The sequence below is a fragment of the uncultured Porticoccus sp. genome, from assembly GCF_963975625.1.
Classification (GTDB): domain Bacteria; phylum Pseudomonadota; class Gammaproteobacteria; order Pseudomonadales; family Porticoccaceae; genus Porticoccus.
In genome coordinates this window covers 58,761-84,308 of record NZ_CAXBHS010000002.1, presented here as the reverse complement: position 1 = coordinate 84,308, position 25,548 = coordinate 58,761, and the positions used below count along the sequence as shown (strand labels likewise).

At 55.0% G+C, this 25,548-nt stretch carries 21 protein-coding genes and 1 other RNA gene; 15 read left to right on the top strand and 7 right to left on the bottom strand.

The window, feature by feature from the left end; all coding sequences use genetic code 11:
* Positions 1-131 precede the first annotated feature (131 nt).
* The 7 genes from AACZ64_RS03035 (at position 132) to AACZ64_RS03005 (ending at position 10,282) form a co-directional block, all read left to right on the top strand.
* Complete coding sequence (locus AACZ64_RS03035) at positions 132-1,439, top strand: CmpA/NrtA family ABC transporter substrate-binding protein (protein WP_339639712.1); 1,308 nt, start codon at positions 132-134, stop codon at positions 1,437-1,439.
* 71 nt (positions 1,440-1,510) lie between these two features.
* On the top strand, positions 1,511-2,512 hold the full coding sequence (locus tag AACZ64_RS03030; RefSeq protein WP_293614988.1) for an ABC transporter permease: 1,002 nt from the start codon (positions 1,511-1,513) through the stop codon (positions 2,510-2,512).
* A 30-nt stretch (positions 2,513-2,542) separates the two neighbouring features.
* Positions 2,543-3,463, top strand: a complete 921-nt coding sequence (locus tag AACZ64_RS03025) for an ABC transporter ATP-binding protein (RefSeq protein ID WP_339639676.1) — start codon at positions 2,543-2,545, stop codon at positions 3,461-3,463.
* A 3-nt stretch (positions 3,464-3,466) separates the two neighbouring features.
* The gene (locus AACZ64_RS03020; RefSeq protein ID WP_293614985.1) at positions 3,467-4,687 is read left to right on the top strand and encodes an FAD-dependent oxidoreductase; all 1,221 of its coding nucleotides are present in this window, start codon (positions 3,467-3,469) and stop codon (positions 4,685-4,687) included.
* A gap of 20 nt (positions 4,688-4,707) precedes the next feature.
* A complete protein-coding gene (gene nirB, locus AACZ64_RS03015; RefSeq protein WP_339639674.1) occupies positions 4,708-7,233 on the top strand; it encodes a nitrite reductase large subunit NirB in 2,526 nt (841 codons plus the stop codon).
* A 13-nt stretch (positions 7,234-7,246) separates the two neighbouring features.
* The gene (nirD, locus tag AACZ64_RS03010; protein ID WP_293614983.1) at positions 7,247-7,600 is read left to right on the top strand and encodes a nitrite reductase small subunit NirD; all 354 of its coding nucleotides are present in this window, start codon (positions 7,247-7,249) and stop codon (positions 7,598-7,600) included.
* A gap of 27 nt (positions 7,601-7,627) precedes the next feature.
* Positions 7,628-10,282 (top strand): nitrate reductase, encoded by a 2,655-nt coding sequence (locus AACZ64_RS03005; protein WP_293614982.1) that lies wholly within the window; start codon positions 7,628-7,630, stop codon positions 10,280-10,282.
* 177 nt (positions 10,283-10,459) lie between these two features.
* On the opposite strand, the gene ffs is transcribed toward AACZ64_RS03005, so the two are convergent.
* Positions 10,460-10,556, bottom strand: an RNA gene (gene ffs, locus AACZ64_RS03000) — signal recognition particle sRNA small type.
* Between the two features lie 154 nt (positions 10,557-10,710).
* On the opposite strand from ffs, the gene AACZ64_RS02995 reads away from it, so the two are divergent.
* The 4 genes from AACZ64_RS02995 (at position 10,711) to AACZ64_RS02980 (ending at position 15,864) form a co-directional block, all read left to right on the top strand.
* A complete protein-coding gene (locus AACZ64_RS02995) occupies positions 10,711-12,366 on the top strand; it encodes a peptide ABC transporter substrate-binding protein (protein ID WP_293614981.1) in 1,656 nt (551 codons plus the stop codon).
* A complete protein-coding gene (locus AACZ64_RS02990; protein ID WP_293614980.1) occupies positions 12,366-13,301 on the top strand; it encodes an ABC transporter permease subunit in 936 nt (311 codons plus the stop codon). The genes AACZ64_RS02995 and AACZ64_RS02990 overlap by 1 nt, the downstream gene beginning before the upstream one ends.
* Positions 13,301-14,185, top strand: coding sequence for an ABC transporter permease (locus tag AACZ64_RS02985; protein WP_293614979.1), 885 nt, complete (start codon positions 13,301-13,303; stop codon positions 14,183-14,185). Before AACZ64_RS02990 ends, AACZ64_RS02985 begins: the two co-directional genes overlap by 1 nt.
* Before the next feature lie 65 nt (positions 14,186-14,250).
* Positions 14,251-15,864: an ABC transporter ATP-binding protein gene (locus AACZ64_RS02980; protein ID WP_293614978.1), complete on the top strand. Its 1,614-nt coding sequence runs from the start codon at positions 14,251-14,253 to the stop codon at positions 15,862-15,864.
* A 10-nt stretch (positions 15,865-15,874) separates the two neighbouring features.
* On the opposite strand, the gene AACZ64_RS02975 is transcribed toward AACZ64_RS02980, so the two are convergent.
* The 3 genes from AACZ64_RS02975 to AACZ64_RS02965 form a co-directional block, all read right to left on the bottom strand.
* On the bottom strand, positions 15,875-16,603 hold the full coding sequence (locus AACZ64_RS02975) for an SIMPL domain-containing protein (RefSeq protein WP_293614977.1): 729 nt from the start codon (positions 16,601-16,603) through the stop codon (positions 15,875-15,877).
* Between the two features lie 39 nt (positions 16,604-16,642).
* Positions 16,643-17,521 carry a DMT family transporter gene (locus AACZ64_RS02970; protein WP_293614976.1) on the bottom strand — a complete coding sequence of 293 codons (879 nt, stop codon included), beginning with the start codon at positions 17,519-17,521 and terminating at the stop codon, positions 16,643-16,645.
* An 82-nt stretch (positions 17,522-17,603) separates the two neighbouring features.
* Positions 17,604-18,863, bottom strand: a complete 1,260-nt coding sequence (locus AACZ64_RS02965) for an MFS transporter (RefSeq protein ID WP_293614975.1) — start codon at positions 18,861-18,863, stop codon at positions 17,604-17,606.
* A 133-nt stretch (positions 18,864-18,996) separates the two neighbouring features.
* Here AACZ64_RS02965 and AACZ64_RS02960 point away from each other — a divergent pair, with 133 nt between their 5' ends.
* From AACZ64_RS02960 to AACZ64_RS02950, 3 genes are all read left to right on the top strand, one after another.
* On the top strand, positions 18,997-19,839 hold the full coding sequence (locus tag AACZ64_RS02960) for a sulfurtransferase (RefSeq protein ID WP_339639673.1): 843 nt from the start codon (positions 18,997-18,999) through the stop codon (positions 19,837-19,839).
* Positions 19,836-20,564, top strand: coding sequence for a sulfite exporter TauE/SafE family protein (locus AACZ64_RS02955; protein ID WP_339639672.1), 729 nt, complete (start codon positions 19,836-19,838; stop codon positions 20,562-20,564). The genes AACZ64_RS02960 and AACZ64_RS02955 overlap by 4 nt, the downstream gene beginning before the upstream one ends.
* 107 nt (positions 20,565-20,671) lie before the next feature.
* A complete protein-coding gene (locus AACZ64_RS02950) occupies positions 20,672-21,121 on the top strand; it encodes a ferritin-like domain-containing protein (protein ID WP_293615697.1) in 450 nt (149 codons plus the stop codon).
* Between the two features lie 11 nt (positions 21,122-21,132).
* Here the strand turns inward: AACZ64_RS02950 and msrA are convergent, their stop codons facing one another.
* The gene (msrA, locus tag AACZ64_RS02945; protein ID WP_293615696.1) at positions 21,133-21,780 is read right to left on the bottom strand and encodes a peptide-methionine (S)-S-oxide reductase MsrA; all 648 of its coding nucleotides are present in this window, start codon (positions 21,778-21,780) and stop codon (positions 21,133-21,135) included.
* An 80-nt stretch (positions 21,781-21,860) separates the two neighbouring features.
* Here msrA and AACZ64_RS02940 point away from each other — a divergent pair, with 80 nt between their 5' ends.
* A complete protein-coding gene (locus AACZ64_RS02940; RefSeq protein WP_293615695.1) occupies positions 21,861-22,535 on the top strand; it encodes a glutathione S-transferase N-terminal domain-containing protein in 675 nt (224 codons plus the stop codon).
* A 5-nt stretch (positions 22,536-22,540) separates the two neighbouring features.
* On the opposite strand, the gene AACZ64_RS02935 is transcribed toward AACZ64_RS02940, so the two are convergent.
* Both AACZ64_RS02935 and AACZ64_RS02930 read right to left on the bottom strand, forming a co-directional pair.
* Positions 22,541-24,562, bottom strand: a complete 2,022-nt coding sequence (locus AACZ64_RS02935; protein WP_293615694.1) for a DUF3488 and transglutaminase-like domain-containing protein — start codon at positions 24,560-24,562, stop codon at positions 22,541-22,543.
* Positions 24,559-25,548 carry a DUF58 domain-containing protein gene (locus AACZ64_RS02930; protein ID WP_293615693.1) on the bottom strand — a complete coding sequence of 330 codons (990 nt, stop codon included), beginning with the start codon at positions 25,546-25,548 and terminating at the stop codon, positions 24,559-24,561. Before AACZ64_RS02930 ends, AACZ64_RS02935 begins: the two co-directional genes overlap by 4 nt.

The window sequence follows — 25,548 nt, the reverse complement described above, 5'->3', positions numbered from 1 at the left end:
TGGGCTTTTTTTATGCAAGTGACATTCACAGTTGAGGTACCCGTTAAATGAACAGCAATCTTCAAGACTCCCCGGTACAGAAAAGATTGAAATTTCCACAATGGATCCTGTTGACCCTGTCCTTTTTGGTCATGGGCAGCTGGGCACATGCGGAACTGGGACCACCTGAAAAGGACGAGCTCAAGTTTGGCTTTATCAAACTCACGGACATGGCACCTATCGCTATCGCCTACGAAAACGGTTATTTCGAGGATGAGGGGCTTTACGTCACCATTGAAGCGCAGGCTAACTGGAAAGTGCTATTGGATGGGGTTATCGACGGCAAACTCGATGGCGCCCACATGCTTGCTGGCCAGCCCCTGGCGGCCACCATCGGCTTTGGCACCAAGGCCCACATCGTTACGCCGTTCAGTATGGACCTCAACGGAAATGGTATTACCGTTTCCAATGCTGTCTGGGAGAAAATGAAAGCCCACGTACCAATGGCTGAGGGCAAACCGGTCCACCCGATCAAAGCCGACTATCTGAAGCCGGTGGTCGATCAAATGCGGGCGCAGGGCACGCCATTTAAAATGGGCATGGTTTTCCCGGTCTCCACGCACAACTACGAGTTGCGCTACTGGCTGGCGGCCGGCGGGATTCATCCCGGCTTCTACGCACCACACAAGGGCGATACCAGCGGCAATATCAATGCCGAAGCCCTACTGTCTGTCACGCCTCCACCTCAGATGCCCGCCACCCTTGAGGCTGGCACCATTCACGGCTACTGCGTCGGTGAGCCGTGGAACCAGCAAGCGGTATTCATGGGTATCGGGGTTCCAGTCATCACGGATTATGAGATCTGGAAAAACAACCCGGAAAAAGTCTTTGGCATGACCAAGGAATTTACCGAGAAGTACCCGAACACCACTGCCCGTTTAGTCAAGGCCATGCTGCGTGCCGCCAAGTGGCTGGATGAAAACAACAATGCCAACCGCCCGGAAGCCGTTGAAATCCTCTCCCGTTCGGAATACGTCGGTGCGGATTATGACGTCATTGCCAATAGCATGACGGGAACCTTTGAATACGAGAAGGGTGATAAACGCGACGTGCCCGACTTCAATGTGTTCTTCCGTCATTTTGCCACCTACCCCTATTACTCCGATGCCGTCTGGTATTTAACCCAGATGCGCCGCTGGGGACAGATTGCCGAGCCCAAAAGTGATGAGTGGTATTTCGAGACCGCCAGGAAAGTCTATCTCCCAGACATCTATGCCACCGCTGCCAAAGCATTGATTGCCGAAGGACTCATGTCTGCAGAGGATTTCCCGGACCTGGACAGCGAATCCGGCTTCAAACCGCCTCAACCAGAGTTTATCGACAACATCACGTTCGATGGCACGCAACCCAATGCTTACCTGGAGAAGTTTTCCATTGGCCTGAAAGACGAAACGCTCTGATGGGCAACACTAAACCTTAAGTAAAACATGGGCAGTCCAGGCTGCCCGTTAGCCACCGAAGGATCTATTACATGACTGACCTTGCTGCTATTTTCAGGAATGAACAGGGAATCGCCCGTTTCTCTATCTCACAACTGAGCAGTATTGCCCGCACTGTAGGTAAAACCCTCGCCCTGCCCCTTGCGGGCATCCTGATTTTTTTAATGCTCTGGCAGGGTGTCGCCAACAACATCAATACCTCACTGGGACAGTTTCCGGGACCGGTTCAGGTCTGGGAGCAATCCAAGGGTTTGCTGGCCGAGCACCAACGGGAGCGGGAGAAAGCAGCCGCATTCTATCAGCGGCAGGAAGACAGAAATGCCAAACGGCTGGCCCAGAATCCCGATGCGGAAGTGAAAATTCGCAGTTATACCGGTAAAGCCACCTTCCTGGATCAGGTGATAACCAGCCTCTATACCGTGTCTTTCGGATTTCTGATCGCCACAGTGATTGCGGTGCCTCTGGGCATCGTCTGCGGCTTGAGTGAAAAGGTGTACCAGTCGGTCAACCCGATCATCCAGACATTCAAGCCGGTCTCACCCCTGGCATGGCTACCGCTTGTGACGATGGTGGTATCGGCCCTTTATGTCACCGATGACCCCATGTTTGAAAAGGCCTTTCTGACCTCCGCATTTACAGTGGCCCTCTGTTGCCTTTGGCCCACCGTAATCAACACTACAGTGGGTGTCACCAGTATCGATCGCGATCTGGTCAACGTCAGCCGGGTTCTGCAACTGCCTTCGCTGGTACATGTCCGAAAAATTGTTATCCCCTCCGCCATACCCATGATTTTCACCGGCATGCGGTTATCACTGGCCACTGGCTGGATGGTATTGATTGCCGCCGAAATGCTGGCCCAGAACCCCGGTTTGGGCAAATTTATCTGGGATGAGTTTCAGAACGGCTCATCGGATTCGCTGGGTCGCATTATGGTGGCTGTGGTGACCATTGGACTGATCGGTTTTCTGCTGGATCGCCTCATGCTGCTCCTTCAGAAACGTATCAGCTGGGACAAACAGGCAATTCTCCGCTAACAGCGGCGGACAGCAGTCAAGGAGCAACTTATGAAAAACCCCTATCTGGAAATCAGCCATATCGGCATCGAGTTTGCCACCGATGGTGAACCGTTTCGCGCCCTGCAGGATGTCGACCTATCAATCGACAAGGGCCAGTTTGTCTCGCTGATTGGCCACTCCGGCTGCGGCAAGTCCACGGTATTGAACATCATCGCCGGTCTCTATGAGGCCAGCGAGGGCGGCGTCATTCTCGAGGGACGCGAAGTCGACAAACCGGGACCCGACCGGGCAGTGGTCTTCCAGAACCATGCCCTGTTGCCGTGGCTGACCGTGTACCAGAATGTCGAACTGGCGGTAAAAAGGGTCTTTCGCAAGACCAAAAACAAGGCGGAAATGCACGAGTGGATTGAACACAACCTCTCGCTGGTTCACATGGACCACGCCCTGCACAAACTGCCCGGAGAAATATCCGGCGGTATGAAACAGCGCGTCGGTATCGCCCGCTGTCTGGCCATGCAACCCAAAGTATTGCTGATGGATGAGCCGTTTGGCGCACTGGATGCCCTGACCCGCGCTCACCTGCAGGATTCACTGATGGAAATCCAGACCAGTCTGGGCAACACGGTGATCATGATTACCCACGATGTGGATGAGGCCGTTTTGTTGTCGGATCGAATCGTCATGATGACCAACGGCCCCGCCGCCACCATTGGTGAAATACTCGACGTCAATTTACCCCGCCCGCGGGACAGGCTGGCCCTGGCTGAAGACGCCGATTTCATTCACTACCGTCAGCAGGTTCTGGAATTTCTCTACGACAAGCAGAAAAACCCGCAAATTGAAAAAAAGCCCACCGACGCTGCCAGAAAGTTACAGGAAGTGGCATGTAAACCGGCCTCGTCACATGACGATGCCGCTGTCGATACCGGTAAGACAACGACTGGTACCGACAAAACCAGAGCAGCCTGAGCAATGTCAGATTCTATTGCGATTGTCGGAACCGGTATGGCAGGCGCACGCCTCGCCGAGGCGCTGGTAAATAGCGGTTTTTCCGGGTCAATCACCATGATTGGTGAAGAACCGGTCAAGGCCTATAACCGCGTCCAGTTATCCTCGTTACTCACCGGCGACAAGACCCTGAATTGTCTGCCATTGCTCAGCGATGACTGGTATCGCGTCAACAATATTCGTTTGCGTTGCGGCGACCCGCTGATTCAGCTGGATACCGGCAATCTGACCATAACCACCGCTTCAGGGTGGCAGACACAATTTTCCCGTATTGTGATTGCCACCGGCTCGAGACCCGTTGTGCCATCAATTCAGGGAAACAACCTGCCCGGTGTCATGTCCTTTCGCACCCTTGATGATGTCGCTCTCATGCAGGAATTCGCCCGGCAGGGTCAGCATGCCGTAGTAGTTGGCGGTGGGCTGCTGGGACTCGAAGCTGCCTATGGCCTGAATCATCTCGGCCTGGATGTCACCGTGGTGCACAACAGCGACAACCTGATGAACCGGCAACTCGATGCAACCGCCGCTGCCATGCTGAAAAAAAGCCTTGAAGATCGCGGTATCTCTGTCCTCACGGGGGTAAGAACCAAAGCCGTTACCGGCAGCGAACGGGCAGACGGCCTGATGCTGGATAACGGAGACTGGTTACCGGGCGAGCTGGTGATCTTTGCTACCGGTATCTCACCCAATGTGCAGGCATTCAGGGACAGCGATCTGAAAATCAACCGTGGCATCGTCGTCGACGACCAGATGCATACGTCTATCAAACATATCTATGCCCTCGGTGAGTGTTCGGAACACAACAACACCACCGTGGGTATTGTTGCGCCGATCTGGGAACAGGCAAAAGTCCTCGCCGAAACCCTGCTGGGCAACGCCGCCTGTTATCGCCCCAGAGAACACTCTACCCAGCTCAAGGTATCGGGGATTGATGTGTTTTCGGCGGGACGTCTAAACACGGGAAGCAGTGAACGCAATATTGTGATCAGCGACCCGTCTGCCGGTATTTATCGACGTCTGGTGATTGAGAATGACCGCTTGCAGGCTGCCCTGCTGTTTGGTGACAAAAGTCTGTGCAGCCATTACGAGACCCTGATCAGCGGCGGGCAGCCACTGGGCACCAATGCAAATCAATTGATGTTCAGTGACCTGGCCGGTCAGGACATCGTACGCGAAATGAAATAAGCAATAGCAGGTAACAGGACATGTTGAAAATTGTCGTTATAGGAAATGGAATGGTGGGCCACCACTACGTGGAACAACTGGCCGGATCCGGCGTTACCGCCAAAATCACCGTGCTCGGGGCTGAACCCCGCCCCGCTTACGACCGGGTTCACCTGTCGGAATACTTCGCAGGCCGGAAACCGGAAGAGCTGGCACTGACTACCCGCGAGCATTACAAATCCATCGGCGTGGATGCCTACTTCGGCGATGCCGTGGCAACCATTGACCGGGAAGCCAAAACAGTCACCACCGAGGGTGGCCGCAGCTTCCGTTACGACAAACTGGTACTGGCCACCGGCTCCTACCCCTTCGTGCCACCAATTCCCGGGGCCGACCTGCCCGACTGTCTGGTGTATCGCACCATCGACGATCTCGGCATGATTCAGGCCAGAAGCAAGAAGGCCAAAGTCGGGGTGGTGGTCGGCGGTGGCCTGCTGGGCCTGGAGGCGGCCAATGCCCTTCAGAATCTCGGCCTGAAAACCCACGTAGTGGAATTTGCCCCCGGTCTGATGGGCGTGCAGCTCGACAATGGCGGCAGTGCCATGCTGCGCCGCAAAATCGAAGCGCTGGATGTTCAGGTACACACCAGCAAAGCCACCCAAACCATTGAGGAAACGGATGGCAAGGACACCCGCCTGGTGATGAACTTTGCCGACGGCGAAACCCTGACCACCGATGTGATCGTGTTCTCCGCTGGAATTCGTCCCTCGGACCAGCTGGCCAGAGATTGCGGACTGGAGGTGGGACCGCGCGGTGGTATTACCATCGACTACCACTGTCGCACCAGTGATTCGGACATTTTTGCGATCGGTGAATGTGCCCTGTATGGCGGCATGATTTTCGGTCTGGTGGCCCCCGGCTACCGCATGGCGGAGGTGGCTGTCAGTCAGTTGACCGGCGAACACAGCGCTTTTCAGGGCGCCGACATGAGCACCAAGCTGAAACTGCTGGGTGTCGATGTGGGGTCCATCGGCGATTCCCACGGCAAAACTCCGGGTGCCATCGCCTATACCTTCAGTGACGAGCGCGAGGAAGTCTACAAACGCCTGATTGTCAGCGCAGACGGCAAGGCCGCTCTGGGCGCAGTGCTGGTGGGTGACTGCTCCGACTACGACACCCTGCTGCAGTATTACCTCAATGGCATCGAACTGCCCGCCAACCCTGAAACCATGATTCTGCCCGCCAGCGAGGGTGGCGCACCAATGCTGGGCGCGGCGGCCCTGCCCGCCACGGCGACGATCTGCTCCTGCCACAATGTCAGCAAAGGCGACATTATCAGCGCCATCGACGGCGGTTGCTGTTCGCTGGCGGATGTGAAGTCCTGCACCGCGGCCAGCACTGGCTGTGGCGGCTGTGCAGCGCTGCTGAAAAATATTGTGGACGATGAAATGGCTGCCCGCGGCATGGAGGTGAACAAGTCCATCTGTGAGCACTTTGAATTCACCCGCCAGGAGCTGTTCCACATTATCAAAGTGGAGTCCATCAAATCCTTCGAGGACCTGATCAAGCACCACGGCAGCGGTCGTGGCTGCGAGATCTGCAAACCGACGGTGGCCTCCATCCTCGCTTCCCTCTGGAATGACTACATTCTCGAAGAGAAGCATGTGGGCCTGCAGGACACCAACGACACGTTCCTGGCCAATATGCAAAAGAACGGTACCTATTCCGTGGTGCCGCGGGTGCCGGGTGGCGAGATCACCCCGGACAAACTGATTGTGCTCGGCGAGGTGGGCAAGAAATACAACCTCTACACCAAGATTACCGGCGGCCAGCGGATCGACCTGTTTGGCGCCAGAGTCGATCAGTTGCCGGACATCTGGAAAGAGCTGATCGACGCCGGTTTTGAAACCGGTCACGCCTACGGCAAGGCGCTGCGTACGGTCAAATCCTGCGTCGGCAGCACCTGGTGCCGCTACGGGGTACAGGACAGCGTCAGTATGGCGATCTACATTGAGGACCGCTATAAGGGCCTGCGTTCCCCCCACAAGATCAAGTCGGCGGTTTCCGGCTGCACCCGCGAGTGCGCCGAGGCCCAATCCAAGGACTTTGGCGTGATCGCCACTGAGCACGGCTGGAACCTCTATCTGTGCGGCAATGGCGGTATGAAGCCCCGCCACGCCGACCTGTTCGCCACGGACCTGAATGACGAAACCCTGATCAAGTACATCGACCGTTTCCTGATGTTCTATGTACGCACTGCCGATCGTCTGCAGCGCACCTCGGTGTGGCTGGACAACCTGGAAGGCGGTCTCGACTACCTGAAGGAGGTGGTCATCGACGACCGGCTGGGTATCTGTGCCGAACTGGAGGAACAGATGAACAGTATTGTCGGCACCTACCAGTGCGAGTGGAAAACCACCATTGAGGACCCGGAAAAACTTAAACGCTTCCGCCAGTTCGTCAACTCTGATGCGGCGGATGAACGGGTGGTCTTCGTACAGGAGCGCGGCCAGCCACGGCCGGCCACCGAAGAAGAAACCGACCAACTGTTGGCCAAATCGGCGTAATGAGGCTTTATTGATGAATACCGCAGAAAACAGAGTTTCTGAACACCCGCTGGTGATCTGCCAACACGAAGACCTGATACCAAATTCCGGCATCTGTGCACTGATCGACGGCCAGCAGGTGGCCGTTTTTTACCTGCCCGATGAAGCGCCTCAGGTCTATGCCATTGGCAACTGGGATCCCATCGGCAAGGCCAACGTACTGTCCAGAGGTGTGGTCGGCGATATACAGGGTCGACTGGTCGTCGCTTCACCACTCTACAAGCAGCACTATGATCTGACCACCGGCCAGTGCCTTGAAAACGAGGACGTGACAGTACTCACCTACGCCGTTGAACTGGTGGACAGTCAAGTGGTGGTGACCTCCTAGGCGATGCTCGGCAACCGGCAGATTTTCATGAGTGCATCAACCCCCAACCTGGAAACCACCTGCCCCTACTGCGGGGTTGGTTGTGGCGTTTCTGCAAAGTTACGGGACGACAGCATCATCGCCGTGTCCGGCGACAAAACCCACCCCGCCAACTACGGTGCTCTCTGCGTAAAGGGTTCAGCTCTCCACGAAACCATGGGCGACCACGGCCGGCTGTTCTACCCGTCTGTCAACGGTCAGCGGGTCGACTGGGATACCGCCCTCGATACAGTGGCAAAGCGACTGCACGAGGTTCGTGAGCAGCACGGTCCCGGCGCCATCGCCTTCTACCTGTCCGGACAACTGCTCACCGAGGACTACTACGTGGCCAACAAGCTGGCCAAGGGCTTTATCGGTACTGGCAATGTGGATACCAATTCCCGGCTCTGTATGTCATCTGCCGTTGCCAGTTACAAGCGGGCTTTTGGTGCCGATGCGGTGCCCTGCAGTTACGAAGACCTGGATCACTGCGATCTGCTGATTCTAGTTGGCTCCAACGCTGCCTGGACCCACCCGGTACTCTATCGCCGGATGGCCACTGCCAAAAAACGAAATCCCACCATGCGGGTGGTGGTTATCGACCCGCGCCGCACAGCCAGCTGTGATCTCGCCGACCTCCATTTGCCGATCAACCCCGGTGCCGATGGCTATTTATTTGTCGGTTTACTGGCGTGGTTACAGCAAACGGGGGCCAGCCGTTCTGAGTATATAGCGCAGCACACCGAAGGCTATCTGGAAGCGCTGGAAGCCGCCAATGCCATCTCTTTTGCAGAAACGGCCCGCCTGGTCGGGCTTGAAACGGACGTGCTGGAAACCTTTTACCAATGGTTCTCCGAAACGGACAAAACCATTACCTTCTACTCACAGGGGATCAACCAATCCTCCTCCGGCACTGACAAGGGCAATGCCATTATCAATTGCCACCTTGCCACCGGAAGAATCGGCAAGATCGGCGCAGGCCCGTTCTCGATTACCGGTCAGCCCAATGCCATGGGTGGACGGGAAGTGGGCGGTCTGGCCAACCAGCTGGCTGCCCATATGGACTACAACCCCGGGGACTTGCGAACCGTGGCCGACTTTTGGGCTACCGACCAACTCTGTCAGCAGCCTGGCATGAAAGCAGTGGACCTGTTTGATGCCGTCGCCGACGGCGGGATCAAGGCAATCTGGATTATGGCGACCAATCCGGTGGTCAGCATGCCGGATGCCAATCGTGTCAGAGAGGCTCTGCAACGCTGTGAAACCGTGATTGTCTCCGACTGCGTGGCAGCCACAGACACGACCGCCACCGCCGATATTTTGCTGCCAGCCACCGGTTGGGGCGAGAAAAACGGCACCGTCACAAACTCCGAGCGCCGCATCTCAAGACAGCGAGCACTGATAAAACCCGTGGGTGAAGCAAAGGACGACTGGTGGATCATGACCCAGGTCGCACAAAGACTGGGGTTCTCGGAGGCGTTTCCCTATCAATCCGCCCGGGATGTGTTTGTTGAACATGCGGCACTGAGTGGCTTCAGAAACAACGGCAAGCGCATTTTCAACATCAGCGGCCTCAGCGAACTGTCTGAACAACAATACAATGATCTCTCACCCATCCAATGGCCCATTACGACAGAATCTCCTGCGGGAACAGCGCGCCTGTTCAGTGAGGGCGGGTTCGTGACAGCATCCGGAAAGGCTCGGTTCATCGCCATTGCGCCCCGCCCGCCGGTTCAATTGCTCAGTGCGGCTTACCCGTACGCGCTCAATACGGGCAGAATCCGCGACCAGTGGCATACCATGACCCGCACCGCCCGCGCCCAACGCCTGCTCAATCATATCGATGCGCCGTTTGTCCTGGTGCACCCCGAAACGGCCCGTACAAATGCACTTCACGATGGGGATCTGGCAGAAGTAAGCACCGCCCATGGGGCCGTCCGGGTTGGCGTGATATTGGATGAAGGCATGGGGGAAAATCAGCTGTTTGTACCGATTCACTGGAATGACCAGTTCGCCCGTCAGGCTCGCGTTTGCTCAGTGATTGCCCCATTGACGGATCCGGTGTCCGGGCAGCCCGAATTCAAGTTTACCCCCGCTGCGATGAAAAAAGTGGCCACACCGGTTTGGGCAATGGTGGTCAGCAGGGAGCCCCTGGAATGCAATGAATTCATCGATTGGTCAATGACGCCACTGACAGACAACAAGGGCTATTGTTACCGGTTTGCGGCCACCGAGGGCTTTGACTGGCAAGCCTTTATCAGACAGCAGGGGTATACCGGCAACTGCGCCCAATACTCCGATACCGAACATAGGGACGAGCGTTTTATCTGCTACGAAGGCGCATTGGTACAAATGGCCATCTTCAGTCATCACAGTCTGTCACTGATGCCGGCAACAAGCTGGTTACAGGGATTGCTCAGCCGGGAGATAACGTCCTCCCCGTGGCAATTGCTGGCAGGGATCGACATGAACCAGCCCGACCGGGGCAAATTGATATGCGCCTGCTTTGAGGTCGGCGAAAAACAGATCCTGGCAGCCATTGTTGATGGGGCAAATTCCACAAAAGCACTGGGAGAACAACTTAACTGCGGTACCAACTGTGGCTCCTGCATACCGGAGCTTAACAAACTGATCAACGAGACCCTGAACGTCGATGCCGCATAGATAACAGGGCAAAGCACGTATGACACGACTGGTCCCCGGCTACAATCTGAGCATGGTCGCTTCTCCAGGTGCTCGGGTAGTGGTCGGGGATTTATTTTTCCTAAAAAACAGGTCCTATTCGCGAGTCTGCGCCGGGCTTTCTGATTAAACGGTATTTAAAAATAAACTGGTGGCTTCCCCTGCCAGCCGCACCACGGCACACGATGTCACTGCTACCGTTGCTCCCTTCCGGGCCTGGCGGGGTTCACAGCTGATCATTGCGAGGGGACCGGCAGAGGTCACCATAAAGAATCGGAGTCTTGTACAGAACTCCCGAAGGGTGGGCATTATGGTCCTTCGCAACCGCTATTTCAACCATGATCGGGGCTGGCACTCAATGCCGTCCTTGCCTAACATAGCCTGTCTCCTATCACGCTATTGAGCAATCTATGCCCCTTTTGAAAATGGCCTCTGTCAGCATCCTGCTCAGCCTATTGCTAATGGCCTGTGGTCAGGGAGAGAGCAACACCGCCAGCGGTAACCGACTGGGAATTCTCCACCTGGGCAATGGCACTGACCCCCAGGAACTGGACCCGCATATTGTCACGGGGGTTCCCGAGCACAATATTCTCACGGCCCTCCTTGAAGGGCTCGTGCTGAAAGACCCTTCAACACTGGAACCGATTCCCGGCGTAGCAACCCGTTGGGAGATCAGCGCCGATGGCATGCGCTACCGGTTTTACCTGCGCGATGATGCACGCTGGTCCAACGGCGATCCCGTCACGGCCCAGGATTTCGCCTGGTCCTGGTGGCGGGCACTGCAGCCCGCGCTCGGCAATCAATACGCCTACATGCTGTTTGCCATCAAAAATGCGGAAGCGTATTTCAGGCAGGAGTTGACGGATTTTTCCGCCGTGGGTATCAATGTTGTCGACGACCATACGCTGGAGGTTGAGCTGGCCAACCCAACGCCCTACTTCCTGCAATTGCTCGACCATTACAGTTACTTTCCACTGCATCGCGCCACCATTGAAAAATTTGGCCCGCCCGACCAACGGGGCAGCCTCTGGACACGCCCCGGCAATTTTGTCGGCAATGGCCCTTTCTCCCTGACCGAATGGCAACTCTTCAAACGGGTTATTGTGGAAAAGAACCCCCATTACTGGGACGCTGAAAACGTGTCGCTCAATGCCATCCACTTCTACCCCACGGAAAACATCACTACCGAGGAACGGATGTTTCGCTCCGGGCAACTGCACCGCACCGCCACCGTGCCGATCGATAAACTGGCGGTCTACCGGCGGGAGCATCCCGAACTGCTGCACACCTATCCGTATCTCGGCAATTATTTCTATCGCATCAATACTGAAATGCCACACCTCAGCGACAAACGGGTCCGTCGGGCGCTGGCCATGAGTATTGACCGGGACGCAATTGTCCAGCAGGTCACGAAGGGCGATGAACTGCCGGCCTACACTTTTACGCCACCGGATACGCTGGGCTACACCGCCCCGGATGGCTTCACCTATGACCCCGACCGGGCGCGGGCACTGATGGCGGAGGCGGGTTATCCCGGAGGAGAAGATTTTCCGGTCACCGAGTTGCTGTTCAATACCTCAGAGGGGCACCATAAAATTGCCGTGGCCATACAGCAAATGTGGTACAAGGAGCTGGGCATCAAGGTGAATCTCCACAACCAGGACTGGAAGGTGTTTCTGAACTCGGTTAACGGTGGAAACTATGGCATTGCCCGCGCCGGCTGGATTGGCGATTACGTGGACCCCAACACCTTTCTCGATATGTGGATAACCGATGGCGGCAATAACCGCACCGGCTGGTCCAGCGCCCGCTTCGACCAGCTGATCCTGGAGGAAGCCCCCAGAGCGGAGACCCGCGAACAGCGCTATCGTCTGATGCGGGAGGCCGAAGCGCTGTTGCTAGAGGATATGCCGATTATCCCGATTCACATCTACACCAGTAAAAGTCTGGTAAACCCTGCTGTTAAAGGGCTTGAGCCGAATATCCTCGACTATACCCTGTACAAAAACCTGTCTCTCGATAACCTTTCTCTCGATAAGAAGTCGGCTGCAGAGTTGCCAGACTGATGCTGCGCTTTATTCTGAGTCGGTTATTACAAGCCATTCCGGTATTACTGGTGGTTATTACAGTCACCTTCCTGTTGGTGAGATGTGCGCCGGGCGGTCCGTTCAGTGCGGAAAAGGCTGTGCCGCCGGAAGTGGTCAGGGCGCTTGAAGCCCAGTACCGGCTCGACCAGCCAATCTGGCAACAATACCTGAGCTACCTGGGGGACCTGGCCCAAGGTGAATTTGGCCCCTCCTTCCGCTACCCGGGGCGAAGTGTCAACGAATTGATTGCCGGGGGGCTGCCCATCACTGCTGAACTGGCATTTTATGCCATGCTGGTGGCTATCCTGATCGGTGTCTGTGCCGGCGTGATAGCCGCGCTGCGTCCCAATACTCCCCAGGATTACCTGCCCATGTCGGCGGCCATGTTGGGTATCTGTATGCCCTCTTTTCTGATGGGGCCATTGCTGGTGCTGGTGTTCGGTATCTGGCTGGAGTGGCTGCCGGTATCCGGCTGGGGTGAGCTTGCCGGCGACAAGGTGTTGCCGGCGATCACCCTGGGTACCGGTTACGCCGCCTACATCGCAAGACTGAGTCGCGGCGGCATGCTGGAAGTGATGTCCCAGGACTATATTCGCACCGCCCGGGCCAAAGGCCTGCCGGAACGGGTAGTGGTACTGAAACACGCCCTGCGCGGCGGACTGATACCCGTGGTGGCCTTTCTCGGACCGGCGTTCGCGGGACTGCTGAGCGGTTCCTTTGTGGTGGAAACCATCTTCCAGATCCCCGGCCTCGGTCGGTTTTATGTGCAGGCGGCCTTCAACCGTGACTACACCATGATTCTCGGCACAACGGTCTTTTTCGCGACGCTGATCGTCCTGTTTAATTTGCTCGCCGACATTATTGCTGTATGGATCAATCCAAAAATGCGTCACCAACTGAGCAGGTCCCGCTGATGGAAAATCCCCATTCAGCCACCTTGACTCAGGAACAAGGCTCATCGCTCTGGCGTGATGGCTGGATACGCTTGTGCAAAAATCACATGGCCCTGTTTGGCCTGGGTGTCATGGTGTTTTTCTGTGTCATCGCATTGCTGACACCCTGGATTGCACCCTACGGCTATGAGCAGCAAGACCTGCAACTGGGTGCCTCACCGCCTTCGGCAGCACACTGGCTCGGCACAGACATTTTTGGTCGGGATATGCTCACCCGCATTATGTACGGGAGCCGTGTCTCGCTGCTGGTGGGTTTTGTTGCCACTGGCGTGGCTCTGGTGATCGGCGTGCTCTGGGGCACCGTGGCAGGCTATGCCGGCGGGCGGGTCGATGCCGTAATGATGCGACTGGTGGATATTCTCTATGCCCTGCCCTTTATGATCTTCATCGTGCTGCTCATGGTGGTATTCGGCCGCAATATTCTGTTGCTGTTCCTGGCGATTGGTGCGGTGGAATGGCTCACCATGGCGCGCATAGTCCGGGGACAGGTACAGAATCTCCGCCATCAGGAATTTATTGAGGCGGCTTTCTCGATGGGCCTGTCCCGCTGGATCATCATTCGCCGGCACCTGATCCCGAATACACTGGGCCCGGTCATTGTCTACACCACCCTGACCATTCCCAATGTCATGCTGCTGGAAGCCTTCCTGAGTTTTCTCGGGCTGGGCATCCAACCACCCCAGAGCTCCTGGGGATTACTGATTTCTCACGGCGTCGAGAGCATGGAGGAATACCCCTGGCTGCTGATCTTCCCGGGGCTGGCATTATCCATCACGCTGTTCGCACTCAACTTCCTGGGTGATGGCCTGCGGGATGCACTGGACCCCAGGGCATCAAAAGATTAGTCGGGCCAGCTTATTATTTAAGTGATTTATCACAATAAATTATTAACTTATTGATTATTAAATATATGACGCTTCTAAGTATTGAAAATCTGGCTGTTCACTTTCATACCCGTGCTGGGCAAATGAGAGCGGTGGACGGCATCAGTTTTTCCGTGGATCAAGGGGAAATACTGGCCATCGTCGGTGAATCCGGATCAGGCAAATCAGTGGCCTGTTACAGCCTGTTGAACTTGATACCCCAACCGCCGGGAAAAATTGAGTCGGGGACTGCGCTCTTTGAAGGCCGGGACTTGTTGAGCATGCAACCGGACATTCTGCGCCGGATCAGAGGCAACGAAATCGGAATCATTTTCCAGGATCCCATGACATCGCTAAACCCCTACCTGACCGTGGGCGAACAGTTGATTGAACCACTTTTATACCATCGAAACCTGAACCGTCAGCAGGCCCTGAAACGCGCTGTAAAGATGCTCGACGAAGTCGGTATTGCTGACCCGGAAACACGCATTCACAGCTACCCGCACGAGTTCTCGGGTGGGATGCGCCAACGGGTAATGATCGCCATGGCGATGATTGCCGAACCAAAACTGCTGATCTGTGATGAGCCGACCACCGCACTCGATGTGACCATACAGGCTCAGATCCTCTCCCTAATCAAGGCACTGCAAAAACGGCGCAATATCGCCGTCATTTTTATCAGCCACGACCTCGCCGTTGTGGCCGGCCTGGCAGACCGGGTGGCCGTGATGAAGGAAGGCAGAATCGTTGAGACAGGGCCGGTCAATGATATTTTCCAGAAACCCCGTTCAGACTATACCAGGACATTACTGGCATCGATTCCGTCGGGCAGCAAATCCCATCCGCCTCAGCCCAGCGATCAACCATTGCTGCAGATTGACCGCTTGACCACCTGCTTCGCGGATAACAGCGGAGGCTGGCTCAGCCGACAGAAAGCGGACAAAAAAGCTGTAAATGAGGTATCACTGACTATTCAGCGCGGTGAGATTCTCGGGCTGGTGGGTGAGTCCGGATCCGGCAAATCAACACTGGGCAGATCCATATTGCAGTTGGTGCCGGTGACCCGTGGCAGTGTGATATTTGATGGCACGGATCTGGTAGGCCTCCGGCAGAAACGAATGACTCCACTGCGCCGCCGGATGCAGATGATTTTTCAGGACCCCTACGCATCCCTCAACCCTCGCATGACCGTCTTTGACTGCCTCGCAGAACCGCTGCTCTACCACGGCCTGGCAACCCGAAAAACCGTCACAGCACAGGTATTGGCACTGATGGACGATGTGGGACTGGCCAGAACGGCGATTCGCAAATATCCCCACGAGTTTTCAGGGGGCCAACGGCAGCGCATCGCGATTGGCCGGGCCATTGCCACCAAACCGGAATTGATTATCGCCGATGAACCGGTTTCGGCGCTGGACGTGACGATTCAGGCGCAAATACTGGCCTTGATTCTGGCGCTGGTGGAGAAGCACAACCTGACCATGCTGTTTATTTCCCACGATCTGTCCGTAGTGCGCTATATCGCAGACCGTATCGCCGTGATGCACCGTGGCGAGCTGGTGGAAATGGCAGAAACCGAGTCGCTGTTCGTCAACCCGCAGCACGTCTACAGCCGCAAACTGCTCTCCGCAATACCAACACCGACAACAGCACAGACTTAAATAGCAAAAATCAGTCCGATAGATAGTACTCTATTGTCGATACCACCCTGACTTTCATGATGTGAGGATTATTGGTATCTCTTGGCGAGATACTGAACTGTCCCTGTGACGCACGCTTGATTTTGCCCAGCTTGCTCTGTGAATCTTCTGCAAATTTTTCCGCCACCTGGCGTGCCTCACGGGTCGCCTCCTCGATCATCGCCGGTTTCACCTCGTTTAACCGGGTAAAAAGAAACTCGGGGCGGCTCTGATAGTTCCCCCCGGTAAATACGATACCCTGCTTTCCCAACTCAGAAAGAGAGGCCATCAGAGACCTGACCTGATCCACCCGGGAGGAATAAATAGTCACCGTCTGGTTGGCAGTGAACCGGAATTCAGCGCGGGCACCACTGTCATATTCCCGGGCTGACTTATCGGTAATTGCCGGCAGAGAGACACTGACCTCGCTGGTCTCCAACCCACTATCCAGCAGGAACTGGCGGATTTTGTCGGTACTGTCCTCGATTGAGATATAAAGCTGCTCCAGATCATTGCTCGCCTCAGCAAACACTATCGGCCAGATAACCACATCTGCAGGGTATTCCCGCTCGGATAGCCCCTTAACATTGACGCTTCGTTCGTATTCCTTGATTTGAATAAGTGCATTGCCCAGCAGGTAACCCAGTGAGACCAACCCGGCGATCATTGCAACGCCCAGAATCAATGCACTGAGGCGGGTACCACCCATCATTTTAGTCATGCGCTCTCTCACTGGTTAACAATTACTATTTAAGTATCATTATTCTTTATCGGCAGCCACGGTATCAACCAACAGCGCCCGTTGCTTTCTGGGCCGGTAAATATTGATCAGATTGCCCGCAAGCATCAAACCCGCCCCCAACAACAGCACCATATCAAAAGCCTCGCGATAAAACAGAATACCCACTAATCCGATTAACGGTAAACGCAAAAAGTCCAGTGTCACGACGATACCCGCATCCGATGTTTTCATGGCTGTGGTGATGCAGAAGTGGGCCGTCAGCGCCGTCACACCGACAATAAAAAGCCACCACCATTGCTCGGGATCACGCGGCAGGCTCCAATTGGGCAAAGCCAGGATCAGGCTGACCGGCATTTGCACCAGACACATATAGAACAAGACCGTCAATGGATGTTCGCTTCGAGACAACGATTTGGTGGCCACATACGCACATGAAAAGCTGAGCGCCGAAGCCAACACGACCAGTGAGGCCAGCTCAAGCATCTCAATGCCCGGCTTGAGAATAACCACCACACCGGTGACCCCCAATGCCACTGCCAGCATGCGCCTCGCCGTCAGCTGCTCGCCCAGAAACACAGCCGCAATAATGGCCACCCAAAAGGGCACTGTGAACTCCAACGCAAATACCTGGGCCAGCGGCAACAGACCAATACCCAGAAACCAGCCATACTGGCCACCAAAGTGAAACAGGTTTCTTACAATGTGGAGTTTTGGCCGCTGTGTGATGAAGTGCTTCTTGCCACCAACCCGGTAAATAATCACAGAAATGATCGCCAGACCAATCACACTGCGAATAAACAGGGTCTGGAATGTATCGACACTACCGGATAGCTCCCGTGCCCCCACCGCCATCAGAGACAGTGACAGCAGCGCGCCCATCATCCATAGAACAACCATTAGCTCACCTGATCCATTTTTCCAGGGTACTCAACCACCCGCCTGACGGGCTGCTTATGCCATCGCACAACAACCGTGAATATCACCTCGAGTGATCAGTCTCTGTATTGGGTTCAGCCTCAACAGGCTCGTCGGGCATCATCTCCAATGCCGAGGGCGTGGTGCGAACCATGGCAACAAACTGTCCGGCATTTTCCAGTACCTCCACTTGCACCTCGCGAAGTTTGATGACTGTATATAGCGCCAACAACATCTGTATCATCGCAAAAAATACCGGCAGCGCATGGGGACCGAGGGAATCCATGAGCTGCCCAGCCAACGCCGGCCCAAACGCAGCACCAATCCCGTGAATCAACAACAGGGTGCTGCCACCGGGCAAAATATCGTCGTGATCCAGATGATCCACCAGATGTGCTACTGCCACTGGATAGATGAAAAATGCCATCCCGCCGTAAAGGACTGAAGCGGCCAGAAACAGCCCCATCATATTGGAAAAAAAGGACATCAACAGTGCAGCACTGGCAGCCAGGGCGCTGGCAAATGCCAGCACCCGGCGACGGTCATGGCGGTCAGAATAACGACCCAGTGGGTATTGAAAAATAGCACCACCGATAATCACGCAGCTGATGAAGGTGGCAATACCACTATTATCGAGACCCACACGACCGGCATAGAGCGCACCCATACCCCAGAAAGCACCCATGGAGAGTCCAGAAAACACCGCGGCCATCAACGCTACCGGTGCCAACCCCCACAACCTTTTCAGCTTCATTTTCGGGGCGTCGGAGAATACCGGCTGTGCCATCCGCGTCCAGGTGATTGCCGTCACACTGACGCAAATCAGAATGGCAGTCACGGCAAACAGCGTAAAAGCGGTTGGCGAAGCCAGGTGGAGAAATTGTTGCGCCAGCGCCAGGGCAGTCAGTGTCACCATCATATAAATGGCAAAGACACGGCCCCTGTTCTCCGGGGATGTCTGACCATTCAACCAGCTCTCAATCACGGTATAGAGAATGACCAGACTGGCACCTGTCATGATTCTCAACAGCAGCCAGATGTAGGGATTCAGAAACAGTACATGCAAGAGGGAAAAGCAGGCAGTAAATGCCGCACAAAAGGCAAACGTACGAATATGACCAATGCGATTGATCAAGGGCAATGCCAGGTGGGTGCCGACAAAAAAGCCGAAAAAATAGCCGGACATGATGACGCCCAGCATACTATCTGAATAGCCTTCAATTGTGCCGCGCAGGGCCAGCAGGGTATTGAGCAAGCCACTGCCCACCAGCAATAGTGCAATACTGGCCAGCAACGCACAGATCGGAAAAATCAATCTCAGCATGGCAAGTCCGTTGTTCCTGATAGGGGCTGGCAAGGTTAGGGGCAGACTGTGGATGATGCAAATAAATACCCGTAAATCCATCGGATATTTGGCACTATGATAATGTGAAATATCACCTATGCGGAGACAATGGATGAAACGTTGGCTTATCGGTGTGGAACAACTTCACCAGCAACCTGGCGACAAGGTGATCATTTTTGATTGCCGGTTTTCGCTGACGGATCCCGGTGAGGGACTGAGTGTCTATCAACGGGGCCACATTCCCGGCGCTGTTCATCTGGATATGGAAAAAGATTTATCTGGTCCTAGGGGGCTACACGGTGGTCGACACCCGCTACCGGATCCGGAAACGTTCACGAATCGCATGCGCGCATCCGGTGTAAACAGCGATTCACTAGTGATTGCCTATGATGACAACCGACTGGCAGGTGCCGCTCGCCTGTGGTGGCTGTTGCGTTATTTTGGTCACTCGCAGGTGTGCATTCTCGACGGGGGCATCAAGGCATGGCTGGCCGTCGGATTGCCTGTGGCTACAACCATCCCGCAAACTGCTGTAACGGGTGATTTTCTCGCCATTGAAAATGCCGCCATGACCGCGACCTACCCCGATATCAAACAATCCGGCAGGGATAACGCATCTGTACTGATCGATGCCAGAGAAATCCCCCGCTATCGCGGTGAAGAGGAGCCCATCGATCCAGTCGCCGGTCATATACCCGGCGCAATCAATGTGCCCTGGCAGCAATTTGTCGATGTGGAGAACAGGATGCTACCGATCGAACAGCAGCGTCTTGTCTGGCAGAAACTGGTATTGCCGCCATCGCCAGTAGTTTATTGTGGCTCCGGAGTAACGGCCTGTGTCGATTTGTTGTCACTGGCGATGATCGGGGTCGAGTCCGCAAAACTCTATCCGGGTAGCTGGAGCGACTGGTGCAGTTATCCGGAGTCAATTATCGAGACGTCATCCCATTCATGATCATTGCATCAATTCTGTTTATTGCAGGACTCGCAGCATGGTTTATCAGCACCGTTGCCGCAGGTGGCGCAGCCATGTTGATGATCCCTCTGGTGGCACTGCTGCTCGGCCCGCAAACAGTGGCACCGGCCATCAGCCTGGGTGCCTTTCTGGCGAATCCTTCCCGCGCCTGGCTGTTCAGGGATAGCGTCGATTGGCAGGTATGTCGCTGGATGCTTCCCGGTAGCCTGTGTGGAGCGATTCTCGGCGCCTGGACCTTTAGCCAGATTCCGGTTTTCTGGATACAAATAGCGTTGGCGTTGTTTTTGATCTCGACGGTGTTTCAGTACCGTTTTGGCAAATCCAGTCGCTCTTTTGTGATGCGACGTCAGTGGTTCTTTCCGCTGGGACTCAGCGTTGCCTTCCTGTCCGCACTGGTGGGTGGAACCGGGCCGGTGCAAAACCCCTTTTTGCTGAACTACGGCCTGCAGAAAGAACAGCTTATTGCCACAAAAGCCATCAACTCGCTTGCCCTGCAACTGACCAAACTCCTGGCCTACACCGGCTTTGGCGCTATGACCCTGGAAATTGCAGGTTATGGCCTGGTGATTGGTTTGGGTGGTGCCGTGGGTGTATGGTGTGCCCGGCACCACCTGAAAAGGGTTGATGAGCATCGTTTTCGAGTCTATACGCTCACCCTCATGCCAATCTGCGGTGTGGTGATACTACTGGATGCCTTTTTCTAACCGGGAAAGTCTCTGACGGGTAAGAGGAATACTGGCCGCACAGTGGCCCATCATCTATGCTTTATGAAAACTGTGATTACCAAAGTTTATGAAAACGAGGATTGCCAATGAAAAACCAGGATCAGATTATTGAGTTACTCAATAAAATTATGGAATTCGAGCTCGCTGGTGTGGTTCGTTACAACCACTATGCGCTGATGGTTTATGGCTACAACCGCATTCCCATCGTGAGCTGGCTGAGGGAGGAAGCCGACAACAGTCTTGTCCACGCTCAGGCAGCGGGAGAAATGATCACCGCGCTGGGTGGTCACCCGTCACTGGCTATCGGGCCACTGCTTGAAACCCATCGACATGACATCGGCGACATTCTTCGGGAATCAATGGAGCAGGAGGCACTGGCGAAAGCCCTGTATTACGAACTACTGGCGCTCGTCAAAGACAATTCCGTCATGCTCGAAGAATATGCCCGGCAAAAAATAGCAGAAGAAGAAATGCACGCGGCAGAAGTTGACAAGATGCTGCGCAAGCCGGGTGATATCAAGTCGTTCAGTAGCTGAGTTCTCTGCGATCATTCCGGCTGATCGAGCCGGAATGACACACCCGTTCCCCTGAGACCACAATAACCCCCCGGGTTCTTCGCCAAATATTGCTGATGATAGTCCTCCGCATAATAAAACGGGCAGGACAAAGTGATTTCTGTGGTGATCGGAGGGAAATCACGCTTTTCCAATTCGCGCTGAAATGCTTCACGTGATTTGTCCGCCAACTGGTACTGGCCTTCATCGAAGCAATAAATGGCCGAACGGTACTGGGTTCCCCTGTCATTGCCCTGACGCATCCCCTGTGTGGGATCGTGGGATGTCCAGAACAGCTCGAGCAGTGTTGTCAGACGAATCACATCCGGATCAAAAACCACCAGAACCACTTCGGTGTGGCCGGTTAGCCCCGAACAGACCTCTTCATAGGTAGGGTTCTCGGTGTAACCACCGGCATAGCCCACTGCCGTGCTGTACACACCGGGTTGCGTCCAGAAGAGACGCTCAGCTCCCCAGAAACAGCCCATACCGAAGATGATCTGTTGCATGCCATCGGGAAAAGGTGCCTTGAGCGGATGGCCTGTAGCCAGATGCCGGCTGTTAACTATCAGTGGCTCAGCGCGGCCAGGCAGTGCCTGCTCGGGACTGACCATTTGTGCTTTATGGGAATAACCAAACATATCTCGGCTCCTGTGTTGCGCTTGCCACCATGAATCTACTGTCCTAATCTCTGCTGACTTGGATCAGGAGCACATTACCCATGATTGAACTCTACACTGCTGCCACACCCAATGGCCACAAAGTCAGTATCGCACTTGAAGAACTGGATCTGCCCTATGACATGCACGTGCTCAGCCTGAGCAATAATGAACAAAAGCAGCCCTGGTACCTTGCACTCAACCCCAATGGCAGAATCCCCACTATTGTAGATCGCGCCAATGACAATTTTACAGTTTTTGAGTCGGGCGCCATATTGATCTACCTGGCGGAGAAAACCGGACAGTTGCTATCGAGCGATCCAAAGGAACACTCCCGCACGTTGCAGTGGCTGATGTTCCAGATGGGTGGTATCGGCCCGATGATGGGCCAGGCCAACGTCTGGTACCGTTACTGGAATGAAACCTATCAACCGGCAATCGATCGTTATCAAAACGAGGTAAAACGTCTTTTTGGCGTTTTGGACGGCCATCTGAAAGGCAGGCAGTTTCTCACTAATGAGCTGAGTATCGCCGATATCGCCAATTGGGCCTGGGTACGAATTTACGACTGGTCCGGGATTGACATCAAACCCTTTCCCCACTTGCAACAATGGGTTGAACGGCTGGACGAACGGCCCGCTTTTCAACGGGGGATCAACCAGCCCGCCGCCGAATACGAACAGGAAGACAAGGCGACTTCCTTCGTTAAGGGGGCCCGCAATATGCTGACCAAATAACAGCGCTACCCTGAACGATTAATGCGCAGACTACGAATTGTCCTGGCGAGGGTTCGTGCGTCAGGTGTTTCGCCAGCATAGCGCATGGCTTCATACATCCGGGTCACTTCGACCAGTTCTCTGGCCAATTCGGGTCTGGATTCAGCAACGCGCTGTGCATAATCCCTTGGCCCTTCACCCACCTGCCTGGGAAAACCGGCTTTTTCGAGTTTTTGGCATAGCCGGAGAAACTCCCTGTCCAATAGATCACGGGATCGCTCGCGACGACGCGGCAACAGCAGCCAGAAACCCAGTAATAGCAGCAAACTGCCACCTACCCCAGTCAGGGCCAGTGCGATTCGCCAGAGCGAGTTGTCGCCCAGCAGGTTGCGCAGAAAAGCGGTCTGTATCTGGTCGTAACCCAGCACCCACAGGGCCCAGTTGTAATTGAGAGACTCGATCTGCAAACGCAGTTGATTCAGCCAGCCAATATGGCGAAAGCGCACCAGCGAAACCGGTGAGTCCGCTAAAAAATCTGTCTCGCTACCCAACACCGACTGCAAATCCTGCTCGATACGTTGAGGGGCAACGACGGCGGTCGGATCAACTCTGATCCAACCCCTGTCCTCCAGCCAGATTTCTGCCCAGGCATGGGCATCATATTGACGTACGACCAGGTAGTCGTCGGGGTGGCGCTCACCGCCCTGATAACCGGCAACTACCCTTGCGGGGATGCCGGCAGCTCGCATAAAAAAAACGAAACTGCCGGCAAAATGCTCGCAGAAACCCCGCTGACTATCGAACAGAAACTCGTCCACAGAATGTTTGCCCAGTATTGGCGGTTGTAACGTGTAGACGAACTCACTGTTGTATAGCGTCAACACCCTCGATACCAGTTCAAGATCATCGCTGACCATCTTGCGCCAGCGACTGGCCAGCTCCCGGGTGCGGGGGTTAAATTCTTCAGGAAGCTGTAGATAGACTGTCCGGTGCTGAGGGGGCAGCCCTTGAGGTTCGAGACGATGCTCAGGCCAACTGTTGACCCGATACTGTTTTTTACTCCGCAGGGGGTAGGCAGAAATCAGGCGATAATCCCTGGTCAGACCAACACCCTCACTGTCAGGTTTCGGTGTATCGAGGGCATAGAGCCAACGCTGCTGAGTGGGTTCGATTACCACACTGAATGCCAGGGGCTCACCCTTGCGTTCAATGAGCTGATCCCAACTTTTGGGGGGATCGCCATACCATTGGACAAGGCCGCTGTCCTGAAAACGGGAAAGCGGAGACCTGGACCAGGTGCGTCCGTCGAACTCGGCAAGCACCAGTCCCCGCCAGTAGAGATTTTGCTGGGCGGGGATCGCGCCTTCAAAGCTCACCCGGAAAGCCAACTCACCGGAACGGCCCAACCGGCTGAAGTCACCGGGAGACATTGTATCAGTGACACCTGTTTTGGCACTTTGCTGTTGCATTGGCACCGACCACAGTGCACCGAGTCTTGGCATAAAGATAAATAACAGCAACATGAGCGGCAGCGCCTGCGCCATAATGGCCATCGCCTTACCTAACGGACGCAGTTGTCCTCCGCCGTCAGCGTCAGTGCTATGCAAACCGAGCAATGCTGCCAGAACCAGTGACAGACAACCGATGATATAGAGGGTATTACCGATAGATTGATCAAACAATGCATCCAGTGCAGTGATAAAAAAGGCCAGGAAAACTACCAGATAGGCATCGCGACGGTGGTGCATTTCAAGCAACTTTAAAAGGTAAGCCGAAACCAGCAGTGCCACCATAGGCTCAAGTCCAACCGGACTGCCGTACTCTACCACCAGCCCCGCCAGACAGAGTCCCAACAGACCCGTTTTAATCAGCCGGGAGGGAGGGCGCCAGGCGCTCCGATAAAGCTGGATTCGCCATATTGTGGCCACCGACGCTGCCAGCAATATCCAACTGGGCAAATGATCTGCATGGAGAACAATTACGGCAGCAAAAGCCACCAGCAGCCAGAACAGGCCGTTTCGGTGAATTTTCCAGACAGGCGATGTCACCGCTCCCCTCCCCGGTCTGACAGGCCAAACAGGGCCAACTCCCGAAGCACCTGAAGTCGATGTGAATCCGTGGTATTTGGCGCAATGGTCAAACCAGGCAGCTTCAGTCCATAGGGGACGTCCAATGGCACAATACTGAGCAGGAGGCCACAGAGCCTCGACAATCTTGCTTCGGTATCGAGTCCGGGAAAGGCATCCCAATCCAGCCAGAGCCGCTCGTCCTGGGCAGAGCCATAATGTTTCGTATATAACCCCTGCTCTCTGGCAAACTGCTTCCAGGCTATGCGCTTCGGCGAGTCACCGGGACGGTAGTCACTCAGCCCGGTAAAATCCTCACCGCCCTCAAGAATCTGTACTATTAACCCCTCGTCTCCATCCAGCGGGCTGGAAGTGGTTCGTCGATTCAGCACTGTCTGTGGCGATGGATAGACCAGGCAACGGATATTCAGATCTACCTGTGTCCAGACCCTGAACAGCCCCAACGGATAGAGACTTTCGACACACAACCGACCGGGATCAATCAGCCCCCTGTTGACGGGGACAAAGCCCAACTTTACCCGAGTTTCTTCAGTCGCCGCTATATCAATGGCAACCAGTTCGTGTCCGGCAAACGCGAGGATAAGATTTTCGCGCAGACGTTTACCCGATTGCTGAAGCACCAGTTCAATCGTTAGCGGGTGTCCGGCATGGCCAGGGCTTACTCGAGAACAACTGATATTGAGGCCAGACAAATTCGCAAAGCTGTGCAGTATGGCCACCACAAAAATTGCGGTCAGCAGGCAGGTAATACCAAATACCAGATTATTTTCATAATTGGTGGCTACCAGCCAGCAAAGTACGACCAGCAACAGAAATGAAAATCCCGCTTTGGAGGGAAAAATAAAAAGACTGCGGGTATTCAGCTTTATCTGACGGGCTGGTGGTAATCGGTGTCCCAACCAACGTGCGTAGAGATGCTGAAAAAATTGCCTGAATGGACTGATCAT

Bases quoted from the DNA above. Each gene is read 5' to 3' on its own strand.
- AACZ64_RS03035 (WP_339639712.1), top strand. From the start codon at position 132: ATGGGCAGCTGGGCACATGCGGAACTGGGACCACCTGAAAAGGACGAG.
- AACZ64_RS03030 (WP_293614988.1), top strand. From the start codon at position 1,511: ATGACTGACCTTGCTGCTATTTTCAGGAATGAACAGGGAATCGCCCGT.
- AACZ64_RS03025 (WP_339639676.1), top strand. From the start codon at position 2,543: ATGAAAAACCCCTATCTGGAAATCAGCCATATCGGCATCGAGTTTGCC.
- AACZ64_RS03020 (WP_293614985.1), top strand. From the start codon at position 3,467: ATGTCAGATTCTATTGCGATTGTCGGAACCGGTATGGCAGGCGCACGC.
- nirB (WP_339639674.1), top strand. From the start codon at position 4,708: ATGTTGAAAATTGTCGTTATAGGAAATGGAATGGTGGGCCACCACTAC.
- nirD (WP_293614983.1), top strand. From the start codon at position 7,247: ATGAATACCGCAGAAAACAGAGTTTCTGAACACCCGCTGGTGATCTGC.
- AACZ64_RS03005 (WP_293614982.1), top strand. From the start codon at position 7,628: ATGAGTGCATCAACCCCCAACCTGGAAACCACCTGCCCCTACTGCGGG.
- AACZ64_RS02995 (WP_293614981.1), top strand. From the start codon at position 10,711: ATGCCCCTTTTGAAAATGGCCTCTGTCAGCATCCTGCTCAGCCTATTG.
- AACZ64_RS02990 (WP_293614980.1), top strand. From the start codon at position 12,366: ATGCTGCGCTTTATTCTGAGTCGGTTATTACAAGCCATTCCGGTATTA.
- AACZ64_RS02985 (WP_293614979.1), top strand. From the start codon at position 13,301: ATGGAAAATCCCCATTCAGCCACCTTGACTCAGGAACAAGGCTCATCG.
- AACZ64_RS02980 (WP_293614978.1), top strand. From the start codon at position 14,251: ATGACGCTTCTAAGTATTGAAAATCTGGCTGTTCACTTTCATACCCGT.
- AACZ64_RS02975 (WP_293614977.1), bottom strand. From the start codon at position 16,603: ATGACTAAAATGATGGGTGGTACCCGCCTCAGTGCATTGATTCTGGGC.
- AACZ64_RS02970 (WP_293614976.1), bottom strand. From the start codon at position 17,521: ATGGTTGTTCTATGGATGATGGGCGCGCTGCTGTCACTGTCTCTGATG.
- AACZ64_RS02965 (WP_293614975.1), bottom strand. From the start codon at position 18,863: ATGCTGAGATTGATTTTTCCGATCTGTGCGTTGCTGGCCAGTATTGCA.
- AACZ64_RS02960 (WP_339639673.1), top strand. From the start codon at position 18,997: ATGAAACGTTGGCTTATCGGTGTGGAACAACTTCACCAGCAACCTGGC.
- AACZ64_RS02955 (WP_339639672.1), top strand. From the start codon at position 19,836: ATGATCATTGCATCAATTCTGTTTATTGCAGGACTCGCAGCATGGTTT.
- AACZ64_RS02950 (WP_293615697.1), top strand. From the start codon at position 20,672: ATGAAAAACCAGGATCAGATTATTGAGTTACTCAATAAAATTATGGAA.
- msrA (WP_293615696.1), bottom strand. From the start codon at position 21,780: ATGTTTGGTTATTCCCATAAAGCACAAATGGTCAGTCCCGAGCAGGCA.
- AACZ64_RS02940 (WP_293615695.1), top strand. From the start codon at position 21,861: ATGATTGAACTCTACACTGCTGCCACACCCAATGGCCACAAAGTCAGT.
- AACZ64_RS02930 (WP_293615693.1), bottom strand. From the start codon at position 25,548: ATGATCAGTCCATTCAGGCAATTTTTTCAGCATCTCTACGCACGTTGG.